This is a genomic window from Streptomyces pseudovenezuelae (assembly GCF_001513955.1).
In the GTDB taxonomy this organism is placed as follows: Bacteria; Actinomycetota; Actinomycetes; order Streptomycetales; family Streptomycetaceae; genus Streptomyces; species Streptomyces pseudovenezuelae.
Map to the genome: position 1 here is coordinate 362,691 of NZ_KQ948150.1, position 19,963 is coordinate 382,653.

Sequence of the window (19,963 nt, forward strand, 5' to 3'; positions counted from 1 at the left end):
TTTGACGGAGACCAGGTGGCTCACAGCGCACTTCCTTCCGTCGCGAAGCCGACCCGCACGGAACCCAGCCCGGAGATACGCGCCTCGAACACGTCACCCGGGGAGGCGGGGGCCATCGGGCCCAGGGCGCCGGTCAGCACCAGATCTCCGGCGCGCAGTGGATCGCCGCGCTCGGCGAGGGCGGAGGCCAGCCAGACGGCGGCGTTGAGGGGGCCGCCGAGGCAGTCGGTGCCGGTGCCCTCGGAGACGGTCTCGCCGCCCCGCGTCATGGTCATGGTCACGGCTCGCAGATCGACGGCCGTGAGCGGTACGGGGGTGGCGCCGAGGGCGTACAGGCCGCAGGAGGCGTTGTCGGCGACGGTGTCGACGAGTGAGATGTCCCAGCCGGCGATCCGGCTGTCCACGATCTCCAGGGCGGGCAGCGTGAAGTCGACCGCGCGCAGTACGTCGACGACCGTGCACGCGCGGTGCGGCAGATCCCGCCCGAGGACGAGCGCGACCTCGGCCTCGACCTTCGGCTGGAGCAGCCGCCCGGCAGCCACCTCGCCGCCGTCCGGTACCGTCATGTCGGCGAACAGGGCACCGAAGTCCGGCTGTTCGAAGCCGAGTTGGCGCTGCACGGCCCGGGAGGTGAGGCCGATCTTGCGGCCGACGATCCGGCGGCCGGCGTCCAGGCCGCGCCGGACGTTGAGCTGCTGCACGGCGTAGGCGGTCTCCAGATCGCCGCCGTCGTCGAACAGCTCACGCACCGGGCGGCAGGCGTCTCCGGTGCGGGCCGCCTCGGCCAGCAGGTTGGCTGCCTTGACCACGGCCGGTGGGCCGGCGTCCGGGTGGACGGTCTCGGGTACGGGCGACACGGGGTACCTCCGGGGCAGGGGGAGCGGTGGGCTGCTCTCGATATAGACAGGCTTCGCGCAGAGCGACAAACTTTGTTCCATGTCACGGAACAGGACGGGCGGCAGCATGCTGGACAGGGCCGCCGGCATCCTCGATTGCTTCATTCCGAGTGGTGAGGCATTCCGTCTGTCGGAACTTTCGGTGCGCAGTGGTCTGCCGAAGCCGACGGTGCACCGGCTCGCCGCCGACCTCGTCCGGCTGGGCTGGCTGGAGCGCTCGGGCCCGCACTACCGGCTCGGTGCGAAGCTCTTCGAGCTCGGGTCGCTGGTGCCGCACCGCCTCGATCTGCGAGAGGCGGCCCTGCCGTTCCTCCAGGACCTGTTCGAGGCCACCCGCGAGACCGTCCACCTCGGGGTGCGCGAGGGGCTGGAGATCGTCTACCTCGAACGCATCCACGGCCACGAGGCCCTGCGACTGCCCTCCCGCATCGGTGGCAGTCTGCCCCTGAGCTGCACCGGAGTCGGCAAGGCCCTGCTCGCCTTCTCCGGCCCCGAGCTGACCGAGGAGCTTCTCTCGCAACCGCTGCCGAGTCTCACCCCCCACTCCATCACCGACCCGGCGCGACTGCGCACGGCCCTGGAGAAGACCCAGGTCTCGGGTCTCGCCTACGAGGAGCAGGAGGCCGCGCTCGGGGTGAGCTGCATCGCGGCCCCGGTCTTCGACGGCGGCACGGCGGTCGCCGCCCTCTCGGTGGCCGTGCCGTGCGGCCGATTCAGCCCCGCCCAACTCGCCCCGGCGGTACGGACGGCTGCCCTGGGGCTGTCGCGGGTGTTGCGCGGGGGCGGGTGACCCGGGGCGCGTGGGCGCTGCACCGGTGGCGTCGATGTCGGTGTCGGTGGCCGGTGTGGAGGCCATAGGGAGTCCTCACGAGGTGCCGGGCTGGACGAGCTTGAACACGAGACGGGCGGCAGCTCGGCGGGCCGCGTGGCGCAGACGGGCAGGGGGAGCGGGGAGCGGGGTGCCGCCGAGGCGGGGGAAGAGCGCTTCGGCGTTGGTGTGGTTGACGGCGGCCAGGGTGCCCGGGTCCACGCCGGTGTCGAGGCCGCTCGCGAAGTACTGGCCGGCGGGAGCGGGGGCGAAGGGCCAGTCGCTGCCGAACAGGACGTGTCCGGGGCGGGCGAACGCGAGCAGGGTGGGCAGGGCGGCGGGGCTGGAGGAGAGGGCGGTGTCGAAGTAGAAGGAGCGGAAGTCGTCCAGCACGTCGAGGGGGCTGCGGCCGGTGTCGTTCGCGAGGGCGACGGCCATGCGGTGGGAGGCGTAGGGGACGAAGCCGCCGGCGTGGCTCAGGATGAACCGGATGCCGGGACGGGAACGGACGACGCCGCTCCGGACCAGCAGGTAGGCGGCCCAAGTGGTGTCGAGGAGGAAGTCGGCGGCGAAGGGCGGGATGCCGTCGACCGGGGGTGCGGGCAGGTCGGCCGGGTGGACGAAGACGACCGCACCGAGTTCGTCGAGGGTCTGCCAGAGGGCGTCCTGACCGTCGGCGCCGAGGTAGGTGCCGTTGCTGTTGGCGAGCAGGGTGACTCCGTCGGCGCCCAGTTCGGTCAGGGCCCGCTGGGCCTCCTTCACCGAGGCCGCTGTGTCGGGCATGGGCAGGGTGGCGAACCAGCCGAAGCGGTCGGGGTGTTGGCCGGCGAGGGCGGCGCAGTGGTCGTTGAGCCGCCGGGCCAGGTCCGCGGCTTCGGCGGGGTCGGTGAGGAAGCCGGTGCCGGGGGTGGAGACGGAGAGAATGGCCGTGCTGGTGCCCAGCAGGTCCATGGTGTTCAGGGCCGCCTCGGGACTCCAGTCGGGCAGCGCCCGGCCGCCCGCCTCGACGATGCCGGCCTTGGCGAGGGCGTCGCGGTACAGGGGCGGTATGACGTGCTGGTGGACGTCGATCCTGCGGGGTGGCGTGGTCATGGGCGGCCTCGTGTGCTTTCCGGAGTGATCAGGTCGACGACGACCCGGGCGGGGGGCCTGCGAGTGGGTGGGCGGGGCGGACGAAGGTCACCGGCAACGAGTCGGGGCTTCGGAACACGCCCTGCTCTTCCGGTCGGACCGGCGGAAGAATGAGCCCGAGCCCCGAGAGGTCGGGCGCGCCGGTGAGCGCCCTCGCTCCGTAGGCGACCGTTGCGGTGACCCGCACCAGTGACCTCCAGGCGTCCAGGCGTCCAGGCGTCCTGGCCCTCAACTTCGTTGACCGTCGGCCAGGTCCCGCAGCTGCGCGCGCGGACCGCGGCGATCGACGTGCCCGCGTAGCCGCGCCCGCCACCGCTACCGCGACCGCGGCGTCGAGGGTGCGCTGCCCCGACTGCACGCCGTTCGCGTGCGTCCTGCGGGCTGGTCACTGGGTCGCCCTTCCTGCCGTAGCGGCCTCTTGACCGGCTTCGGCGACCAGATTACCGTATCGTTCGTTCCAATTGGAGTGGACGCTACAGCAAGAGCCGCAGTGGCGGAGGACGACAGTGAGGTGGTCCGGTGAGTGGGATCAGAGCCGGTGACGGCGCGTACGACGTGGCGGTGATCGGGTACGGGCCGACCGGTGTGACCGCCGCGAATCTGCTCGGTGCGGCGGGCCTGCGGGTGGTCGTCGTGGAGCGCGACGCCGAGGTCTTCTCCCGGGCCCGGGCGATCTCCACGGACGAGGAGGTCGTACGGATCTGGCAGCGCACCGGCCTGGCCGAGAGGCTGAAGCGGGACATGCTGGCCGAGCGCCCGCTGGACTTCGTCGACGCGCGCGGCCGCGCCTTCGTCAGCGCCTGCCCCACCCCGCGCGGCCATGGCCATCCGCCGCAGATGTTCCTCTATCAGCCGGCCCTGGAGCAGGTGCTGCGCGCGGGCACGGACCGCTACCCGAATGTCGAGGTGCTGCTGCGCCACGAGTGCCTGCGTGTCCAACAGGACTTGGACGGCGTTGAGTTGACCCTGGTGGACATCGCCGGCGACTCGCTGCGACGGCTCCGCGCGTCCTAGGTCATCGCGGCCGACGGCGGATCCAGCCTCACCCGCGCCCAGCTCAACGTCGGCTACGAGGGACGGACGTACGAGGACCGCTGGGTGGTCGTCGACACCGAGATGCTCAAGCCCTGGCCGGACCACGACCGGCTGCGCTTCCGCTGCGACCCGGACCGGCCCGCGGTGGACTGCCCGACCCCGCTCGGCCACCACCGGTGGGAGTTCCCGATCCTGCCGGGCGACGACGAGGCGTACCTGACCACCGACGAGGCCGTCCATCAGATGGTCGGCCGGTACGGCATAGGCCGCGACCAGATCAAGATCCTGCGGGCGACGGTCTACAGCCATCACGTCCGCTTCGCGGCCCGCTTCCGGGTCGGCCGGGTCTTCCTGGCGGGCGACGCCGCGCACGCCATGCCACCGTGGATCGGACAGGGCATGGCCGCCGGGGTCCGGGACGCGGCCAACCTGTGCTGGAAGCTGGAGTCCGTACTGCGCGGCGAACTTCCGAAGTCGATCCTCGACAGTTACGAGGCCGAGCGAAAACCCCACGTCAAAGAGGTCACCAGGCGTGCGGTGTTCGTCGGGCGGCTCATCACCGAGCGGCGCCTCGCGGTCACCCGCGTCCGTGACTGCGTCATGCCGGTCCTGAACCGGATCAGGCCCCTCAGCCAGTGGTTGCAGGACTCCCACTGGATCCCCGTCGCGCACTACGCCGACGGTCTGCAGGCCCGCCCCCGCACCAAGGCCTCCGGCCGTCAGATCCCCCAGCCCCGGGTGACCGCACCGGACGGGGCACGGCTGCCGCTGGACGACGCCCTCGGCGGCCGCTGGCTGCTCCTGCACGCCAGGACCACAACACCCCAGCCCGCCTGGGAACGCCTCGACGTCCCCTCGCTCACTCTGACGCCCGCCGGTTCCGGCCCGGCGCAGGGAACGCTCGTCGACAGCGACGGCGTCCTGCTGCGCTGGCTCGCCGAGCACCGGGCGGCCACCGTCGTCCTGCGCCCCGACGGCTACGTCTACGCCGCCGCCCCCACTGGTTCCGCCCTCCCGCCGCCGCCCGGAGGATTCGCCCCGGCCGCGCGCAAAGCCCCCTCGACGACCCCGTGAGGACCACCATGACCACCCATGCCGAACTGCCGTCGATGCAGACGGACCCGACCGCGTCGACCGCATGGTCCTGATGGGCCCCGGCGGCATCGGCACCACCCGGGCGCTGCCCACGCCGGGTCTCACCTGCCTGCTCGACTACTACAAGGGCGACGGGCCGTCGCGGGCGAAGCTGGAGAAGTTCATCCGGCAGTACCTCGTCTTCAACGCCGCCGACGTACCGGACAGCGTCATCGACGCGCGCTACAAGGACAGCATCGGCCCGGAGGTCGTCGCGGCCCCGCCTCTGCGGCGCCCGAAGTCGCTGGGCGCCCTGTGGAGGACGGACTTCACCCGCGACTCGCGACTGTCACGGCTGGGCGTGCCGACCCTGGTGCTGTGGGGTGCCGCGGACCAGGTCAACCGGCCCTCCGGAGGCCGGATGCTGGCCGAGCGCATGCCCCACTGCGACCTGTACGAGGTGGCCAACACCGGCCACTGGGTGCAGTTCGAACGCGCCGAGCTGTTCAACCGCCTCTGCGCCGACTTCCTGGCCGGCCGCCGATGACCACCAATATCTTCGGCGCGGTCCACCTGGGCTACGTCGTCATCGAGACCGACCGCTTCACCGACTGGCGCCGCTTCGGTGCGGACGCCATCGGCATGCACCACGACTCCGTCTCCCGCGACCTGATGCGGTCCCGCCTCGACGACCAGGAGTGCCGCTTCCTGCTGCGGCGCGGGCCGGCCGAGGACGTCGTCGCGGCCGGCTGGCACATAGACGACCACGCCACCTTCGAACACGTCGAAGCGCGCCTACGCGCCCATGGCGTGCCGTCGTCCGTCGGCAGCGTCGAGGAAGCCCAACTGCGGGGAGTGGAGCGCCTGTTGCGCTTCCCCGGCCCCAAGGGCATCACCCAGGAGATCTACACGGCCCCCGTGCAGGCGACGGAGCCCCTGCACATGCTGGCCTCGGGCTGGGTCACCGGCGACTCCGGCATCGGGCATCTGGCCATCACCACGGCCAAGCCGGCTCAGTTGCGCGGCTACTTCGCCACCGTCTTCGACGCCCGTCTGACGGACTACATCGACGAGACGATCAGCGGTGTCAAGCTGAAGATCCGCTTCCTGCGGGTCAACGAACGCCACCACACCATCGCCGTCGCCGCCGTCCGAGGCCTGCCCCTCGGCCCCGTCCGCACCCGGGTGCAACACCTCAACATCGAGGCGGCGAGCCTCGACGACGTCGCCCGCAGCTACCAGCGCGTGCACGAGCTGGGTTTCGAGATGGCGCTGACCGTGGGCCGGCACACCAACGACAAAGAGTTGTCCTACTACGCCCGCACCCCTTCCGGCTTCGAGTGGGAGGTCGGCTGGAATCCCGTCCTCGTCGACGAGTCCACCTGGCAGCCCTCCACCCACCAGGGCATCAGCGAGTGGGGCCATACGCCCGTCGGGCAGACCATCCTCGACAAACTCGACCAGTTCCGCGTCGGCGCGCTCTCCCTGGCCCGGCGGGAGGAGACCGTCCCCGCACTCAGCGGAGCCGGCATCCCGGACGACTGACCGCAGCCGGGCGCACCGGACTCCCACCGGCGCGCCCGGACCTCAGAACTCAGCTTCGTACCGCTGCCCCGGCGGAAGGCATGCCGGTCAGCGCAGTCCGGCGAAGAGGTCGGTCTCGGGTACCGCCGCGCCGGTGGTGTCCCGGACACGTACGAAGGTCTCCAGGCCCATCAGTTCGCCGAACCGCTCCTTGCCCATCTTGAGGAAGAAGATGTTCTCGCCCTGACTGGCGTGCGCGGCCAGCGCGTCGAACTTCTGACCGCTGAACGCGGTGGTGTCCACCCAGGTGGTGATCTCCTCGTCGGGGAGGCCGATCTCGGCCAGCGCGGCGGCCTCGGCAGGATCGGGCTCCGGCATGTCCTCTTGAAACTCGCGCATGACCTCGCCGAACCGCTGCATCATCGAGCGGGGCATCGTGGTCCAGTACACCTTGGGATCCAGGTCGGTCATCTCCAGCGCCGCCATCGTGATGCGATGGGCCTGGATGTGGTCGGGATGGCCGTAGAAACCATTCTCGTCGTAGGTGACGACCACATCAGGCCGGTAGTGCCGCATCAGTTCCGCGAGGCGGGCCGCGCCTTCCTCCACGGGGGTGTTCCAGAAGGAGCCGGGGGCGTCGTTGCTCGGCCAGCCCGCCATCCCGGAGTCGGAGTAGTCCAGCATCTCCAGGTCGCTGATCTTCAGGACCTCACAGCTCGCCTCGAGTTCCTGACGGCGCATCAAGGCGACCGCCGCCGGATCGTGCCCGGGATCGCCCGGCTTGACGCCTCCTGGCCCGTCACCGCATCCGCCGTCGGTACACGTCACGAGAACCGTACGCACGCCTTCGGCCGCGTATCGCGCGAGCACCCCTCCCGTTCCGGTGGCCTCGTCATCGGGGTGGGCGTGCACTGCCATCAGGGTCAAGGGTCGATCAGTCATCAAACAGTCCTCCTGCATAAATATGTCCTGGTCCGAGAGTGCGCGGCATGGCGTGCCACGATCCCGGGGCCGGATCCTGGTGGGGCGGACGACCTGGCGGCCGCCGTGTTCCCCGCCCGTACGGCGCCGGTCCCTCGGTCGATGCAACCTCACCGGACGGACCGGGTGTTCCCGGTGCTGCCGTTTTGGCCTCGCGGATGTCGGAGTTTCGCCGTGAACGAGGTGAGGCGTGAGGGACGGCCGGGCCTGCGGTGGCGACACCCGCCGTAGCGAGCATCACCACGGCCGGGCCGCATGCGGAGCCGACGGACCCGAGAGTGGGGAGCGGCTACCCGCTCAGATCGCCGCGCGGGTCGGTGCGGTGCCGGGCGGCGAGCCACCGGATTCCGGTGGCCACGGTCACCACGCGGTGATGACCGGCGCATCGGGCTCGTGCCGCTCCCAGGCCTCGTTGAGGCGCGCCAGCCGGTCCGCGGCGGCGATGCCGTGCAGGGACGCGACCTTGCCGTCGCGGAGGCGGAACACCACGGCGCCGACGACCCGGTCCTCGATCACGGCGACGGCAGCCGGGGAGCCGTTGACCATCGCGAGGTGAATCGCGGGGGAGCCGCCGGCCAGCCGCCGCTTCGCCGGCGTGGCCTTGAAACCGGCCCGCACGTAGACGGCGACGCGTTCGCGCGTGTCGTACCGCAGCAGCCGCCTGGCCAGTCCGGCGCCGTCCGAGACCGCGGTCGCGTCGGCGGTGAGCATCGCCACCAGCCGTTCGGTGCGCCCCGACGCGGCCGCGGCGAGGAACTCCTCGACGATCCGGCGCGCGGACGCGGGGTCCACCTCGTCACCGCCGCGACGCTCGGCGGTGACCCGGCGCCAGGCCCGGTGGACATGCTGCTGGCTCGCCGACTCGGTGATGTCGAGGATCCCCGCGATCTCGGCGTGAGGGTACGAGAACGCCTCACGCAGGACGTACGCGGCCCGCTCGACCGGCGAGAGGCGTTCCATGAGGAGCAGTACGGCCACGGACACCGATTCCCGCTGCTCGACGGTGTCGGCCGGGCCGAGCATCGGGTCACCCGCGAGGAGCGGCTCGGGCAGCCAGGCACCGGCCGCACGCTCGTGGCGCGCCCGCGCCGAACGAAGCCTGTCCAGGCAGAGATTGGTGACGACCTTCACCAGCCACGCCTCAGGTACCTCGATCCGCTCGCGCTCCGCCGCCTGCCAGCGGAGGAACGCGTCCTGTACGACGTCCTCGGCGTCGGCAGCCGAACCGAGCAGACGGTACGCCAGAGAGGCCAGCCGACCCCGGCCGGCCTCGAAGCGATCGACGGCCGCGCTGTCCATGCGCAAGAGCCTAGGCGGTGACCCTCACACCGGGACGGTCGGGCGCGGTGGCCAGGCGGCGCTTGCGCGTCGGCATGCCGAAGGTCGGGTGGGCGATGCTCCACGCCGCCCCCTTGAGCACGCCGGACTTGAGCCGCGCGGCGCTCCGGCCGCCCAGGTACCAGGACCTGGCCCGGACGTCCCCGTCCACCATCTGGAAGATCGCGTCCCGCTTCCCGAGGCTGATGTGGTTGCCGTAGTACTTCAGCCCGGTGGTGGGGACCTCGCCGCCCGTCAGACGCGCGATGATCGCGGCGGTCGCCTGCATGTTGGTGTATCCGGCCGAGCCGCAGGACATCGGCAGCGGGCGGCCGTTGTCGCCGATCGCGTAGGCGCAGTCACCGGCGGCGTAGACGTCCGGGTGCGAGACCGAGCGCATGGTGCGGTCGACGACGATCTGCCCGGTCTCGGCGACCTCCAGTCCCGCGGCGGCCGCGAGCGGGTGTACGGCGAACCCGGCCGACCAGACGGTCACGTCGGCCGGGACGGACGTACCGTCGGCGGCGACGGCCCGGGTCGGCTCGACGGCTTCGATGCTGGTGTGCTCGTGGACGGTGATGCCGAGCCGGTCGAAGGCCTGGCGCAGGTGGCGGCGGGCCTTCGGGGAGAGCCAGGCGCCCAGCTCGCCGCGGGCGACGAGTGCGACCGAGAGGTCGGGCCGGGACTCGGCGAACTCGGTGGCGGTCTCGATGCCGGTCAGCCCTTCACCGACGACCAGCACCGTGCCGCCCGCGCCCAGTCCGGCCAGGCGTTCACGCAGGCGCAGTGCCGAGGACCGGCCGGTCACATCGAAGGCGTGCTCGGCGACGCCCGGGACGCCATGGTGGGCGGCGGAGCTGCCGAGCGCGTAGAGAAGCGTGTCGTACGCGAGCCCGTCCTCGCCGTCCTCACCGGTCGTGGCGACCGTCCTGCGCTCGGTGTCGATACCGGTGACGCGCGCCAGGCGCAGCCGCACCCCGGTGCCCGCGAATATGTCGGCGAGGCTGCGGACCGCGAGGTCCTGGCCGATCGCGAGCTGGTGGAGCCGCATGCGCTCGACGAAGTCCGGCGCGGCGTTGACGACGGTGATCTCGGTGTCGGCGGGGGAGAGCCGACGGGCCAGGTTTCCGGCGGCGAAGGCCCCGGCGTATCCGGCGCCGAGGACGACGATGCGGTGCTTCATGGCGTTGCTCCTGTCTCGTTCGGGTGCCCCCTGAACGAGACAGCGCCGCGATTGCTGACAGGAGTCGGGTGTGATGGGCGTCACTGGAAGATCCGGTCCAGCTGGTGCTTCAGAACTGCCGCGGCCGACTCCGGGCTGCGCTGTCCGACGAGGATGCTGGTGCCGAGACCCGCGGACATGGCGAGCAGGCCGACGGCTTCCAGATGTGCGTCGAGGCCCGGCCGTATCAGACCGCTCTCCTCTGCCTGCCGGAAGAGAGCGACGAGGGTGCCCTCCGCGGCATCGGGATTCGCGATGAAGGGCTGGGCGGCCAGCACCTCGTCGGTGACGGACAGAACGGCGTACGAGGTGTAGACGAGATGGAACGTGCGGCTGTCCTCGTCGGTCGGCAACGCCGCCGTCAACATCGCCTCGATCATCGCGCGCGGTCCCGGATGGTCACCGGCGGCCCGAACCCGGGCGGCGACCCGCTCACCGAACCTGTCGGCGAGCTGCTGCAGCCCGAAGAGCAGCAGCTTCTCCTTGGTCTCGAAGTAGTACTGCACCAGCCGGAGCGATACGCCCGCCTCCGCCGCCACATCGCGCATCCCCACGGCATGCAGCCCGCGTCGTGCCGCCACGCGAAGCAGTGCCTCGGCGATCTCGGTGCGCCGCTCTGTGTGGTCCACGCGCTTGGGCATCGGCCGCCCCTCCGCTCACCGTTCTCCGGATGGGTCCGCCCCATCGAATTTGATGATACAGCTGTACCACCAACGTGGTACGTTCGTATCACAAAGAGTCGAATCCCGGAGGTGGACGTGCCCCAGACCGCGACCCGTACCCGAGCCGATGTCGGCCGTTTTGTGAGTGATGCCTGGCGCGACCGCTACTTCGCGGCCTGCGACGCGGTCTATGCGCTGGGAGCTCCCGCTCGGGAGGAGACGGACGTGGAGACGTCGTTCGGCACCACGCACGTCTACCGGTACGGCCCCACGGATCCGGCCGCCCGGTCCCGCACCCCCGTCGTCCTGGTGCACGGAGCGGGCACCTGCTCCGCCATGTGGTACCCGAACACCCATGCCCTCAGCGCCGACCGCCCGGTCTACGCGATCGACACGCCGGGCGACCCCGGCCGCAGCCTCCAGCGTGAACCCATCTGTCAACCCGAGCGCGCCGCACAGTGGCTGGACGAGACGCTTGCCGAGCTGGGACTCGATCGAGTCCACCTGGTGGGCTCCTCCTACGGCGGATGGCTGGTTCTGAACCAAGCGCACCGCAGGCCCGACCGCCTCGCCTCGGTCACCCTCCTCGACCCCGGCGGTCTGGAGAAAGTCGGACTGCGCTTCTTCGCGTGGATCTTCGTCAGTCTGTTCGCCACGTTCGCGCCCAAGGCGCTGCGCCCACGACTGGCAGCGTGGCTGGAACAGCCGGTTCTCGTCGAGCCGGAGCTGCGCACCATGATCAGGACGGGTGTTCGCGCCTACCGGATACGCCGGCCCGCCCCACTGCCCCTGTCCGAGGCCGAACTGTCCACCATCCGCACGCCCCTCTACCTGGCGCTCGGCAAGCGAAGCCTCCTCGTGCACCCGCACAGGCAGGTCGAGCGCGTCCCGCGCCTGATCCCGAGTGCCCGGGCCGAGATCATTTCCGGGACCGGCCACGGGCCCCAGATCGACCTCGCGGACGAGATGAACGGCCGGATACTGAGCTTCATGGCCTCCGTCGACTGAAGGCCGCGAACGGCGGAAAGTCGGCTCGCCGGGCCTGACCGTGTGGTGCCGCGGATCCGGTCAGCTCAGTGGGAGGTGAGTTCCGCGAGCTGCTCGGCCGCGGTGCTGCTGCCCCGGGCGGCCAGCCGCCGTAACTCGTCCAGATCCTCGTGCTCGGTGGCCAGTTGGATCAGCTCGTCGGTGGCCGTGGTGTTCCCGCCGTCGGAGAGACGTCGAAGTTCTTCGAAGTCGCCCTGCTCCGAGGCGAGTTGGATGAGCTCGTCCGCCGCGGCGGAATGGCCCCCCGCCGCGAGACGGCGAAGTTCGTCCAGGTCGCCGAGTTCGGCGGCGAGTTGGATGAGCTCGTCGACCGCTTCGCGGTCACCGCTCTCGGCGCGTTCCCGCAGGGCGGACAGCTCGCGTTCGGACATGATCGGACACCTTTCCGTGGTGGGGGATCCCGGACGCCCGGTCCGCGATCCTGCTGGTCTCGGTCAGGAGAGCCCCGACGCCCTGAGAACCCCCCGCACGGTCTCGTCGTCGATGCTGTGGCCGAGCCGGGCCAGGACGTCCTCGCCCTGCAGCAGTGTGCCGCGTTCGACGGAGCGGCGTACCCCGGTGTCGAGTTCGTGCCAGATCAGGGGGTTGGCGGTGAGGACGCGCGGGTCCAGTTCCAGGCGGTGCCCGTAGGTGTCCCGCAGGACCAGGTGGGATGTGACGTCGCCGTGTCGCCATACGGCCGTCAGCGCGTCCGTGCGTACCGTCCGCCGACGCCACGGGCCCCGCACCGCCAGCCAGCCGGCGCCCGCCGTCACCCGGGGCGGGAGCAGGACGACGAAGAGGGCACCGGACATGCCGAGCCACAGCAGGACGCGCGAGGGCGACAGGCTGCCCGCGTCCCAGTCGACCAGCAGGGACATGGCGGCGAACAGCGCGGCGCAGCTCACCGCGAGCCCGGCACTGCCACGCCAGTGGCGGTCACCGGCCCGCGCCCAACGGTCGTCGGAACGTCCCATGGCGTTGACGCTAGGCCGCCTCGCGGGGACCGGCGGCTGCCACTGACGGGGTCCTGACGCCGCACGGGCGAATCCTGACGGGATCCATACACAGGGTGCGCGCGGCGGGCAGGAGACGGTGCTGGAGGAGGTCCGTCGCCCGAGGGCCACACCGGCGGCAAGGCGGCCGCGCAACGACCACCGCTTCGACGCCGAGTACACGGCCGCCCGCTCCACCCTCACCGGGCAGCCGGCCGCGGTGCTGGTCCTCGGGATCCTGCTGCTCGCCGCGCTCGGCACCCTCCAGTGCCACCTGGCTCGTCGCTTCCGGCGGGTCCTCAACCCCGGTGTCCTCGCCGCCACCGTCTGCACCCTGCTCGCCGTGCTCCTCGGCGCGCAGACGCTCTCCGCGTCCGCCGAGCCCCTGCGGGGCGCGCGCCGCGACGCCTTCGACCGATCGCGCGGGCGCGGAACAGCGCGACGACGGACTCCCGACGTACGACTCCGCACTCGCCGCCACCGGGAACGCGTACCGGTCCGACCCCCAGGACCCGCACTTCACCGGCGAGTTCCGGCGCGAACTCGACAGCATCACCTTCCCCGGGGAACAGGCTGCGGCGGAGCGGACCGTGCGGGAGCAGGAGGCCGTGGAGTTCTGCACGGGCTGGGAGCCCGGCACGTCCAACGCGCACTTCGGGTCCTGGATGACCGCCCTGGACAAGGTGACGGCCATCAACGAAACCCACTTCTCGACGTCCGTACGGGAGGGACGCTCGGAGCCCAGGCTGGCCGAGTTCCGTTGAGGGCGCGGCAGCGCCCCTCAGGGGCGCGGGGAACTGCGCGACCAGCCCCCATGGCGCCGCAGCCGATGAACGGCCCAGCCGGCGCAGCGCTCACGCATCGGCCAACCGTGCCTCCTCCAGGTCCAGCGACCGCTGGAGCCTCCTGCGGGTCGTGTCACTGATCGCGTGGTCGTCGTAGAGCCGCTGCAGTTCCACCGCCTCGACGGCGATCAGGTCCCGTCGCAGCTGCCGGTAGACGAGGTCGCCGGACCCGGACGTGCCGGTGTCGTCGTTCAGGCGGTCGCGGGCGTCGTCGAGGCGGGCGGCCAGGCCTCGGCGGAGGCGGTCGAGGACCACCTCCGGTACGGCCTCCAGTTCGGCGAGTTCGTCCAGGCGGCGAATGCCCGCATTGGCCAGGTGGCAGCGGGCGGAGGCCTCCTCGCGCTCGGTGTGGTCGGGTTCCAGGGCGATCCCGGAGCGGCGGACGACGGGGGCGAGGGTGAAGCCCTGGACGACGAGGGTGACGACCACGACGGACGTGGTCAGGACCAGGACGAGGGGGCGGTCGGCCAGTGCCGCGCCCGCCTTCGTGGTCTTCGGGATGGACAGGGCCGCCGCCAGCGGCACGACTCCCCGGGTGCCGGCCCAGGTCAGCACCAGCGGGATCCGCCAGTTCAGCCGCTGGATGCCGCCCTTGCGCTGGACCACGGCCGACAGCGGCGCCAGCCACAGCAGCCGGACGGCGATCAGGGTGGCGGCCACGGCGAGGGCGTAGAGGGGCCAGGCCCGGTCGCCGTCGTCCAGAGCCCTGACCTGTGCGGGCAGGGCCAGCCCGATGAGGGAGAAGACAACGCTCTCCAGCAGGAAGACCACCGTGCCGTAGACGGCGTGCAGCTGGAGCCGGATCCGGGCGTTGGTGAGCCGGTCGCCGCGTCCGCCCAGGACGACCCCGGCGACCACGACCGAGGTGACCCCGGAGGTGTGGGCGGCCTCCGCCAGGACATACGCGGCGTAGGGCGTGACCAGGGCGATCACCGTCTCCAGGACCGGGTCCTCGGTGCGGCGGCGGATCAGTGCGACCACCCCGGCGACCGCGCCGCCGATGACCGTGCCGCCACCCGCGAGCACGACGAACTCGCCGCCCGCCGGGCCCCAGCCGGCCGCCGCCGACGCCACCGCCACGCTCACGGCGACCCGGTACAGCACCAGCGAGGTCGCGTCGTTGAACAAGCTCTCCGCCTGGACCAGGACCTGCACCTTCGGCGGCAGCGAGAGGCGCCGGCCCAGCGCCGTCACGGCCACCGGGTCGGTGCTCGCCAGCACCGCGCCCAGCACCAGCGCCATCTGCCACGACAGGGGCGTGACCCGGGACGCCACCCAGCCGACGGCCGCCGCCGATGCCAGCACCAGGCCGATGGACAGGACGCCGACCGGCCTCCACACGGCCTTCAGCTCACGCCAGGACATGTCTTCGGCGCTCGCGTACAGCAGGGGCGGCAGCACGACCAGGCCGATGACCTCAGGGCTGATCTCGATATCGGGGGTGCCCGGCAGCAGCGCCACGGTCAGACCGGCCACGACCAGCAGGGACGGTGCCGGGATGCGCCACCGGCGGGCGAAGGTCGCCACGAGGGTGGCCAGGACGACCAGAGCCAGAACCGTTGCCACGCCGCGCATGCCGTCCCCCTGGGGGCTACAGGCCCTTTCGGACCGAGGGAAGCCGCCATGGCTCCTCCGCCGACCAGACTTCCCGGCACACCGCCATCACCTTAGCCGCCCGCAGGTCGCGATCGCCGAGGGATCGACGCCGTCGCCGTGCTGGACATCCGGCACCTGCAGCCCCCCGTTGAACCTCCAGCCCGAGGCGTCCTGAACCGCGGTGCCGAAACCGCCGTACCGACCCATGCCTCACGTGCCTCACTCCAGCCCCGACGCCCTGAACACCTCGCGCGCGGTCTCGCGGTCGATGTGCAGGGAGAGACGGCGCAACGCGGTCGCCCCGCACCGCAGCGTGCCGTTCGCCGCCGACTTCCGGGCCCCGGCCTCCAGCCGGAGCCACAACCGGGGGTTCCGCACGAGTACGTCGGGGTCGATCTCCACGCGTCCGCCGAGCGCGTCCCGTAGCAACAGCCGCCGCGAGACGCCGTCGAGGCAGCGCACGGACACCAGCAGATCCGTACGGACCCGGCGTTCGGGCAGCAGCCGACGGGACGAGAGCCAGTTCGCACCGGCCCGGACGCGGGCCGGATACAGCACGAGGAAGAGCAGCAGGGACAGGCCGACCCACAGGGCACCGCGTCGGAGTGTGAGTCGCTCCGTCCCCCAGTCGAGCAGAAGCAGCAGGACCAGCAGCATTCCGGCGCAACGCACCGAGTCCCGCACGTCCCGCGCCCAGCGCAGGTCGTGCGTGGTGTCGGCGAGTTCGCGCGCACTGTCGCGGCATCCCATGACGGCGACCGTAGGGACGCGGAAGGCTCGACCGCCCCCCTTTTGACGCGACTCTGATGCCGCTGTCACGTGAGTCACCTACCCGTCAAGGACCCGTCAAAGTCGGCCCGTCCGCCGCGAAGAACACGCCAAGGACGGTCGGATCCGGCCGGAAACGCGCCCACTCTGAGTGCACCGCGCACGCCTGTGACCTCACGCGCGGACGAAGGAAGAAGGAGCACGCACCGATGCCCGTCCTGACCAGCGATCCGGGCGCGACCCCCGTCGACGAAGAACTGTCCGACACCGGCGAGCGGCATCGCCTCACCGCTTTGACGGGCCTGGCCGCCCTGTCCCTGGACGCGATGGCGTCGGTGGCGTACGGCCCCGAGGCGATCGTCCTCGTACTGGCCGCCGCGGGCGCGCACGGCCTGGGCTTCACGCTGCCGGTCACGCTGGCCATCGCCGCGCTGCTCGCGGTGCTCGTGGCCTCGTACCGGCAGGTGATCGCGGCCTTTCCGGACGGCGGGGGTTCGTACGCCGTCGCCAGGACGCACCTCGGGGCGCGCACGAGCCTGGTCGCGGCCGCCTCGCTGGTCCTGGACTACGTCCTGAACGTGGCCGTCGCCGTCACCGCCGGGGTGGCCGCCCTGACCTCCGCCTTCCCCGTCCTCTACGACGACCGGCTGTGGCTGTGCCTCGGCGTGCTCGTGTTGATCACCGCGGTGAATCTGCGGGGCATCGTCGAGTCGGCCAGGATGTTCATCGTGCCGACCGTGGTGTTCGTCGGCTCCGTCCTCGTGCTCATAGCCGTCGGCCTGTTCCGGTCCGGTCCGGTGAGCACGGCCACCGTCGACGGGCATGCCTCCGCGCTCGCCGACAACGCCACCGGCGTGGGCGCCCTGCTGTTGCTGAAAGCCTTCGCCTCCGGGTGTGCCGCGCTCACGGGCGTCGAGGCCATCGCCAACGGCGTCCCGTCCTTCCGCGTCCCCCGGGTCAGGCGGGCCCAGCGCGCGGAGGTCGCGCTCGGAGCCGTGCTCGGCGTGATGCTGATCGGCCTGTCGGTGCTGATCTCCCGCTTCCACCTCCAGCCGGTCCAGGGCGTCACCGTCCTCGCCCAGCTCGCGGACGCCTCACTCGGCCACAACTGGGCCTTCTACGTCATCCAGTTCGCGACGATGATCCTGCTCGCCCTGTCCGCGAACACCTCCTTCGGCGGGCTGCCGGTCCTGCTGAAGCTGCTCGCCCGGGACAACTACCTGCCGCACGTCTTCGCTCTGAAGGCCGACCGGCAGGTCCACCGGCACGGGGTCCTCGCCCTGGCCGCCGTCTCCGCCGCGCTCCTGGTGTTCTCCGGCGGCGACACCAACACCCTCGTGCCGCTGTTCGCCATAGGTGTCTTCGTCGGGTTCACGATCGCGCAGGTCGGCATGGTCCGGCACTGGCTGCTCGAACGCCGGGCGGGTGCGCGGGAGAACGGCAGCCCGGGGTGGCGTGGGAAGGCGCTCCTCAACGGGTGCGGTGCCGGGCTCACCGGCGTGGCGACGGTGGTGGTCACCGTGGAGAAGTTCGAGGCGGGTGCCTGGCTGGTCGTGGTCGCGCTGCCGCTGCTGGTCGCCGCCTTCGTCGCGGTCCATCGGGCCTACGGCCGGATCGGCGAGCGGCTCGGTCTCGGCCGGGTCCCCGAGCCCCCGCACCGCGAGCGCTCGCTGGTGATCGTGCCGGTGTCCTCGCTGTCCCGGCTGACCTCGGAGGCCCTCACCGCCGCCTCCTCGCTCGGTGACGAGGTCCGCGCGGTCACCGTCTGCCACCCCGACCCCGAGGACCGGACGGCCCTGCACGCCCTGGAGCGGGCCTGGGCCGAGTGGGACCCCGGGGTGCCCCTGGTGCGGCTGTCGTGGGAGCGGCGCAGCCTGGGCCGTCCCATCGCCGCCTACGTCCGTGAGGTCGCCGCGGCCGAGCCCGCCACCCGGGTGACGGTGCTGATCCCGGAGACGGAGCCGGAGCGGCTGTGGCAGCGGCTGCTGCAGAACCAGCGGGGCGCGGTCGTCGCCCACGCGGTGCGCCGGGAGACGGACGCCGTGATCTGCCGGCTGCGCTTCCGCCTGCTGTGAGGGCTGTGGACGGCCGGCCGTAAGGGGCCCGTCAAAGGTGCGGGGCCCGCCGTAAGGGACTCGTCAACGGACGACCGATTCCGGCCAGGCCCGATGTTTGCTCTAACTGTCCGAATCTCTTCCGACCCTCTTCTAGGAGTTCGCGATGGCCGACCTGGCCTTCGTCGTCACCACTGTCGCGGTGTTCGCGCTGGTGGCTCTCGTCGCCAAGGGGGTGACGAAGCTGTGACCGCCGAGAACATCGTCGGCCTGATCGTGGCCGTCGCCCTGCTGGGCTATCTCGTCCTCGCCCTGATCTTCCCGGAGAGGTTCTGAGACACAGATGGGTCCCGTCCTCGCAGGCGTCCTCCAGCTGCTCGCCCTCATGGGCGCACTGGCCCTCGCCTACATCCCCCTCGGCACCTACATGGCCAAGGTCTACTCCACCGACAAGCACTGGCGCGTCGAGAAGTGGATCTACAAGGGCATCGGTGCCAACCCCGACACCGAGATGCGCTGGACCGCGTACCTGCGCGGTGTCCTCGCCTTCTCCGCGGTCGGCGTGCTCTTCCTCTACCTGCTGCAGCGGCTCCAGGGCGTGCTGCCGGGCTCGCTGGGCTTCCAGGCCATCGACCCGGACCAGGCGTTCAACACCGCGGTCTCCTTCGTGACCAACACCAACTGGCAGTCGTACTACGGCGAACAGGCCATGGGCCATGTCGTGCAGACCGCCGGTCTGGCCGTGCAGAACTTCGTGTCGGCGGCCGTCGGTATCGCCGTGGCCGTGGCGCTGGTACGGGGATTCGCCCGGTCCCGCACCGGTGAGCTGGGCAACTTCTGGTCCGACATGGTGCGCGGTGTCACGCGCATCCTGCTGCCCGGTGCCTTCATCGCGGCGATCGTGCTGGTCGCCTGTGGTGCCATCCAGAACTTCTCCGGCATTCACGAGGTCGGGCAGTTCATGGGGGGCTCGCAGCAGTGGAACGGCGGCGCGGTCGCCTCGCAGGAAGCCATCAAGGAGTTCGGCACCAACGGCGGCGGTTACTTCAACGCAAACTCCGCGCATCCCTTCGAGAACCCGACCCCGTTCACGAACCTGTTCGAGATCTTCCTGCTCCTGGTGATCCCGTTCTCCCTGACCCGCACCTTCGGGGTGATGGTCGGCTCGGTGAAGCAGGGGTACGCCATCCTCGCGACCATGGCCACCATCTGGGTCGGCTTCGTCGCCCTGATGATGTGGACCGAATTCGCCCACCACGGACCGGCGTTGCAGATCGCCGGCGGGGCGATGGAAGGCAAGGAGGTCCGGTTCGGCGTCGGTTCCTCGTCGATCTTCGCGGTGTCGACCACGCTGACGTCGACCGGTGCCGTGGACTCCTTCCACTCCTCCTTCACCGGGCTCGGCGGTGGCATCACCATGCTCGGCATGATGCTGGGCGAGATCGCGCCGGGCGGCACCGGCTCCGGGCTCTACGGCATGCTGATCATGGCGATCATCGCGGTGTTCATCGCCGGTCTCATGGTCGGCCGCACGCCCGAGTACCTGGGCAAGAAGATCGGCACCCGCGAGATCAAGCTCGCCGCCTGCTACATCCTGGTCACGCCGGCGCTGGTGCTCGTCTTCGCGGGCGTGGCGATGGCGCTGCCGACGCCGGTCCACTCGATGACGAACAGCGGGGCGCACGGGTTCTCCGAGATCCTCTACGCCTACACCTCGGCCGCCAACAACAACGGCTCGGCCTTCGCCGGACTGAACGCGGACACCCAGTGGTTCAACACCACTCTGGGCCTGGCCATGGCCCTCGGCCGCTTCCTGCCCATGGTGTTCGTGCTGGCACTGGCCGGCTCGCTGGCCGAGCAGCGGCCCGTTCCTGAGACCGCGGGCACCCTGCGCACCAACAAGCCTTTGTTCGTGGGCCTGTTGGTGGGGGCGATCCTCATCATCACCGGTCTGACGTACTTTCCGGCCCTCGCGCTGGGACCGCTGGCCGAGGGGCTGGCGTCATGACCACCCGTACCGAAAGCGAAG

At 71.2% G+C, this 19,963-nt stretch carries 17 protein-coding genes and 2 pseudogenes; 9 read left to right on the forward strand and 10 right to left on the reverse strand.

Annotated features, from left to right (window positions below; all coding sequences use genetic code 11):
- Positions 1–20: 20 nt before the first annotated feature.
- Positions 21–857: a 2-keto-4-pentenoate hydratase gene (locus AQI94_RS29695; protein ID WP_225890288.1), complete on the reverse strand. Its 837-nt coding sequence runs from the start codon at positions 855–857 to the stop codon at positions 21–23.
- Between the two features lie 106 nt (positions 858–963).
- Between AQI94_RS29695 and AQI94_RS29700 the strand changes: the two genes are divergently transcribed.
- Complete coding sequence (locus AQI94_RS29700; protein ID WP_031058050.1) at positions 964–1,686, forward strand: IclR family transcriptional regulator; 723 nt, start codon at positions 964–966, stop codon at positions 1,684–1,686.
- Between the two features lie 75 nt (positions 1,687–1,761).
- Here the strand turns inward: AQI94_RS29700 and AQI94_RS29705 are convergent, their stop codons facing one another.
- Positions 1,762–2,796: an amidohydrolase family protein gene (locus AQI94_RS29705; RefSeq protein ID WP_031058048.1), complete on the reverse strand. Its 1,035-nt coding sequence runs from the start codon at positions 2,794–2,796 to the stop codon at positions 1,762–1,764.
- Positions 2,797–3,354: 558 nt separating this feature from the next.
- On the opposite strand from AQI94_RS29705, the pseudogene AQI94_RS29710 reads away from it, so the two are divergent.
- From AQI94_RS29710 to AQI94_RS29720, 3 genes and pseudogenes are all read left to right on the forward strand, one after another.
- Positions 3,355–4,944 (forward strand): annotated as a pseudogene (locus AQI94_RS29710) (bifunctional 3-(3-hydroxy-phenyl)propionate/3-hydroxycinnamic acid hydroxylase).
- A gap of 40 nt (positions 4,945–4,984) precedes the next feature.
- A pseudogene (locus AQI94_RS29715) lies at positions 4,985–5,491 on the forward strand (alpha/beta fold hydrolase); the annotation flags it as partial.
- Positions 5,488–6,489: a VOC family protein gene (locus tag AQI94_RS29720; protein ID WP_031058042.1), complete on the forward strand. Its 1,002-nt coding sequence runs from the start codon at positions 5,488–5,490 to the stop codon at positions 6,487–6,489. The pseudogene AQI94_RS29715 and the gene AQI94_RS29720, both read left to right, overlap by 4 nt.
- Positions 6,490–6,576: 87 nt before the next feature.
- Here AQI94_RS29720 and AQI94_RS29725 read toward each other — a convergent pair whose 3' ends face one another.
- The 4 genes from AQI94_RS29725 to AQI94_RS29740 all read right to left on the reverse strand — a co-directional run bounded on the left by AQI94_RS29725 (position 6,577) and on the right by AQI94_RS29740 (position 10,629).
- Positions 6,577–7,410, reverse strand: coding sequence for a PIG-L family deacetylase (locus AQI94_RS29725; RefSeq protein ID WP_031058038.1), 834 nt, complete (start codon positions 7,408–7,410; stop codon positions 6,577–6,579).
- Between the two features lie 399 nt (positions 7,411–7,809).
- On the reverse strand, positions 7,810–8,748 hold the full coding sequence (locus tag AQI94_RS29730; protein ID WP_031058034.1) for a sigma-70 family RNA polymerase sigma factor: 939 nt from the start codon (positions 8,746–8,748) through the stop codon (positions 7,810–7,812).
- Between the two features lie 10 nt (positions 8,749–8,758).
- Positions 8,759–9,949, reverse strand: coding sequence for an NAD(P)/FAD-dependent oxidoreductase (locus tag AQI94_RS29735; RefSeq protein WP_031058031.1), 1,191 nt, complete (start codon positions 9,947–9,949; stop codon positions 8,759–8,761).
- An 80-nt stretch (positions 9,950–10,029) separates the two neighbouring features.
- A complete protein-coding gene (locus tag AQI94_RS29740) occupies positions 10,030–10,629 on the reverse strand; it encodes a TetR/AcrR family transcriptional regulator (RefSeq protein WP_031058029.1) in 600 nt (199 codons plus the stop codon).
- Positions 10,630–10,746: 117 nt separating this feature from the next.
- Between AQI94_RS29740 and AQI94_RS29745 the strand changes: the two genes are divergently transcribed.
- Complete coding sequence (locus AQI94_RS29745; protein ID WP_078902936.1) at positions 10,747–11,658, forward strand: alpha/beta fold hydrolase; 912 nt, start codon at positions 10,747–10,749, stop codon at positions 11,656–11,658.
- A 65-nt stretch (positions 11,659–11,723) separates the two neighbouring features.
- Here the strand turns inward: AQI94_RS29745 and AQI94_RS29750 are convergent, their stop codons facing one another.
- Entirely contained in the window at positions 11,724–12,068 is a 345-nt protein-coding gene (locus tag AQI94_RS29750; RefSeq protein ID WP_199814395.1) for a hypothetical protein, read from the reverse strand.
- Positions 12,069–12,131: 63 nt separating this feature from the next.
- Complete coding sequence (locus tag AQI94_RS29755) at positions 12,132–12,653, reverse strand: hypothetical protein (protein WP_031058021.1); 522 nt, start codon at positions 12,651–12,653, stop codon at positions 12,132–12,134.
- Between the two features lie 326 nt (positions 12,654–12,979).
- Between AQI94_RS29755 and AQI94_RS44710 the strand changes: the two genes are divergently transcribed.
- On the forward strand, positions 12,980–13,435 hold the full coding sequence (locus AQI94_RS44710) for a hypothetical protein (RefSeq protein WP_037945179.1): 456 nt from the start codon (positions 12,980–12,982) through the stop codon (positions 13,433–13,435).
- 90 nt (positions 13,436–13,525) lie between these two features.
- Here AQI94_RS44710 and AQI94_RS29765 read toward each other — a convergent pair whose 3' ends face one another.
- Together AQI94_RS29765 and AQI94_RS29770 are read right to left on the reverse strand one after the other, a co-directional pair.
- Positions 13,526–15,091, reverse strand: coding sequence for a Na+/H+ antiporter (locus AQI94_RS29765; protein WP_062230029.1), 1,566 nt, complete (start codon positions 15,089–15,091; stop codon positions 13,526–13,528).
- A 240-nt stretch (positions 15,092–15,331) separates the two neighbouring features.
- The gene (locus AQI94_RS29770) at positions 15,332–15,862 is read right to left on the reverse strand and encodes a hypothetical protein (protein ID WP_031048224.1); all 531 of its coding nucleotides are present in this window, start codon (positions 15,860–15,862) and stop codon (positions 15,332–15,334) included.
- Positions 15,863–16,089: 227 nt separating this feature from the next.
- On the opposite strand from AQI94_RS29770, the gene AQI94_RS29775 reads away from it, so the two are divergent.
- The 3 genes from AQI94_RS29775 to kdpA all read left to right on the forward strand — a co-directional run bounded on the left by AQI94_RS29775 (position 16,090) and on the right by kdpA (position 19,942).
- Entirely contained in the window at positions 16,090–17,955 is a 1,866-nt protein-coding gene (locus AQI94_RS29775; RefSeq protein WP_031048227.1) for an APC family permease, read from the forward strand.
- Between the two features lie 225 nt (positions 17,956–18,180).
- Positions 18,181–18,270: a K(+)-transporting ATPase subunit F gene (kdpF, locus tag AQI94_RS29780; protein ID WP_037659531.1), complete on the forward strand. Its 90-nt coding sequence runs from the start codon at positions 18,181–18,183 to the stop codon at positions 18,268–18,270.
- 7 nt (positions 18,271–18,277) lie between these two features.
- Entirely contained in the window at positions 18,278–19,942 is a 1,665-nt protein-coding gene (gene kdpA, locus AQI94_RS29785; protein WP_031048231.1) for a potassium-transporting ATPase subunit KdpA, read from the forward strand.
- Positions 19,943–19,963: the final 21 nt, after the last annotated feature.

Excerpts from the sequence above, each read along its gene's own strand:
- AQI94_RS29700 (WP_031058050.1), top strand. The coding sequence starts at position 964 with ATGCTGGACAGGGCCGCCGGCATCCTCGATTGCTTCATTCCGAGTGGT.
- AQI94_RS29705 (WP_031058048.1), bottom strand. The coding sequence starts at position 2,796 with ATGACCACGCCACCCCGCAGGATCGACGTCCACCAGCACGTCATACCG.
- AQI94_RS29720 (WP_031058042.1), top strand. The coding sequence starts at position 5,488 with ATGACCACCAATATCTTCGGCGCGGTCCACCTGGGCTACGTCGTCATC.
- AQI94_RS29725 (WP_031058038.1), bottom strand. The coding sequence starts at position 7,410 with ATGACTGATCGACCCTTGACCCTGATGGCAGTGCACGCCCACCCCGAT.
- AQI94_RS29730 (WP_031058034.1), bottom strand. The coding sequence starts at position 8,748 with ATGGACAGCGCGGCCGTCGATCGCTTCGAGGCCGGCCGGGGTCGGCTG.
- AQI94_RS29735 (WP_031058031.1), bottom strand. The coding sequence starts at position 9,949 with ATGAAGCACCGCATCGTCGTCCTCGGCGCCGGATACGCCGGGGCCTTC.
- AQI94_RS29740 (WP_031058029.1), bottom strand. The coding sequence starts at position 10,629 with ATGCCCAAGCGCGTGGACCACACAGAGCGGCGCACCGAGATCGCCGAG.
- AQI94_RS29750 (WP_199814395.1), bottom strand. The coding sequence starts at position 12,068 with ATGTCCGAACGCGAGCTGTCCGCCCTGCGGGAACGCGCCGAGAGCGGT.
- AQI94_RS29755 (WP_031058021.1), bottom strand. The coding sequence starts at position 12,653 with ATGGGACGTTCCGACGACCGTTGGGCGCGGGCCGGTGACCGCCACTGG.
- AQI94_RS29765 (WP_062230029.1), bottom strand. The coding sequence starts at position 15,091 with ATGCGCGGCGTGGCAACGGTTCTGGCTCTGGTCGTCCTGGCCACCCTC.
- AQI94_RS29770 (WP_031048224.1), bottom strand. The coding sequence starts at position 15,862 with ATGGGATGCCGCGACAGTGCGCGCGAACTCGCCGACACCACGCACGAC.
- AQI94_RS29775 (WP_031048227.1), top strand. The coding sequence starts at position 16,090 with ATGCCCGTCCTGACCAGCGATCCGGGCGCGACCCCCGTCGACGAAGAA.
- kdpA (WP_031048231.1), top strand. The coding sequence starts at position 18,278 with ATGGGTCCCGTCCTCGCAGGCGTCCTCCAGCTGCTCGCCCTCATGGGC.